We start from the raw sequence: 2,381 nt of genomic DNA on the forward strand, positions 1-2,381 counted from the left end.
CAGTGGCGTGTTCTAGACCCGAAGCGGAGTGATCTACCCATGGCCAGGGTGAAGCGTCGGTAAGACGACGTGGAGGCCCGAACCCACTTCAGTTGAAAATGGAGGGGATGAGTTGTGGGTAGGGGTGAAAGGCCAATCAAACTCCGTGATAGCTGGTTCTCCCCGAAATGCATTTAGGTGCAGCGTCGCATGTTTCTCACTGGAGGTAGAGCTACTGGATGGCGGATGGGCCCTAAAAGGTTACTGATGTCAGCCAAACTCCGAATGCCAGTGAGTGAGAGTGCGGCAGTGAGACTGCGGGCGATAAGGTTCGTAGTCGAGAGGGAAACAGCCCAGATCGCCGGCTAAGGCCCCTAAGCGTGTACTAAGTGGAAAAGGATGTGGGGTCGCGAAGACAACCAGGAGGTTGGCTTAGAAGCAGCCACCCTTGAAAGAGTGCGTAATAGCTCACTGGTCAAGTGATCCTGCGCCGACAATGTAGCGGGGCTCAAGTACACCGCCGAAGCCGCGGCACTCACACAATACATTCATGCACCTCTGCGGGGGTGTGTGTGGTGGTGTGGGTGGGTAGGGGAGCGTCCTGCACCCATGGAAGCCACAGAGTGATCTAGTGGTGGAGGGTGTGGGAGTGAGAATGCAGGCATGAGTAGCGAAAGACGAGTGAGAAACTCGTCCGCCGAATGATCAAGGGTTCCTGGGCCAGGCTAATCCGCCCAGGGTGAGTCGGGACCTAAGGCGAGGCCGACAGGCGTAGTCGATGGACAACGGGTTGATATTCCCGTACCCGTGTTATCGCGCCCGTGATGAATCACATGTACTAACCATCCAAAACCGCCGAGAAGACCTTCGGGTCTCGAGTGTGGGGCTGCATGGGACCTTGTGTGGTAGTAGTCAAGCGATGGGGTGACGCAGGAAGGTAGTGGGGCCAGTCAGTGGTTGTACTGGTGTAAGCCTGTAGGGCGAACGGTAGGCAAATCCGCCGTTCACATAGCCTGAGAGGTGATGCGTAGCCGAATGAGGCGAATTCCATGATCCTATGCTGCCGAGAAAAGCCTCTAGCGAGTGGTGACACGGCCCGTACCCCAAACCAACACAGGTGATCAGGTAGAGAATACTAAGGCGATCGAGAGAACTGTGGTTAAGGAACTCGGCAAAATACCCCCGTAACTTCGGGAGAAGGGGGACCACGTCTGGTGACGATCTTTACGATCTGAGCTGGGGGTGGTCGCAGAGACCAGAGAGAAGCGACTGTTTACTAAAAACACAGGTCCGTGCGAAGTCGTAAGACGATGTATACGGACTGACGCCTGCCCGGTGCTGGAAGGTTAAGAGGACCGGTTAATCACTTCGGTGGTGAAGCTGAGAATTTAAGCCCCAGTAAACGGCGGTGGTAACTATAACCATCCTAAGGTAGCGAAATTCCTTGTCGGGTAAGTTCCGACCTGCACGAATGGCGTAACGACTTCTCTGCTGTCTCAACCACAGACTCGGCGAAATTGCAGTACGAGTAAAGATGCTCGTTACGCGCGGCAGGACGAAAAGACCCCGGGACCTTCACTATAGTTTGGTATTGGTGTTCGGTTCGGTTTGTGTAGGATAGGTGGGAGACTGTGAAACCCGCACGCCAGTGTGGGTGGAGTCGTTGTTGAAATACCACTCTGATCGTATTGGATACCTCAACCTCGGACCATGATCTGGTTCAGGGACAGTGCCTGATGGGTAGTTTAACTGGGGCGGTTGCCTCCCAAAATGTAACGGAGGCGCCCAAAGGTTCCCTCAGCCTGGTTGGCAATCAGGTGTTGAGTGTAAGTGCACAAGGGAGCTTGACTGTGAGACGGACATGTCGAGCAGGGACGAAAGTCGGGACTAGTGATCCGGCACCGGCAAGTGGAAGCGGTGTCGCTCAACGGATAAAAGGTACCCCGGGGATAACAGGCTGATCTTCCCCAAGAGTCCATATCGACGGGATGGTTTGGCACCTCGATGTCGGCTCGTCGCATCCTGGGGCTGGAGTAGGTCCCAAGGGTTGGGCTGTTCGCCCATTAAAGCGGCACGCGAGCTGGGTTTAGAACGTCGTGAGACAGTTCGGTCTCTATCCGCCGCGCGCGTAAGAAACTTGAGGAAACCTGTCCCTAGTACGAGAGGACCGGGACGGACGAACCTCTGGTGTGCCAGTTGTTCCACCAGGAGCACTGCTGGTTAGCTACGTTCGGAAGGGATAACCGCTGAAAGCATCTAAGCGGGAAGCCTGTTCCAAGATGAGGTTTCTCACCACCATCGCGTGGTTAAGGCCCCCCACAGACCATGGGGTTGATAGGCCAGAACTGGAAGCCCAGTAATGGGTGCAGGTGACTGGTACTAATCGGCCGAGGACTTACAAC

Annotated in this window: 1 rRNA gene; it reads left to right on the top strand. The window is 55.3% G+C overall.

The annotated features are described in order from the left end of the window. Positions 1-2,381, top strand: a 23S ribosomal RNA gene (locus tag LX13_RS23095); the annotation flags it as partial.

Source organism: Williamsia maris, assembly GCF_024171815.1.
Lineage (GTDB): Bacteria > Actinomycetota > Actinomycetes > Mycobacteriales > Mycobacteriaceae > Williamsia_A > Williamsia_A maris.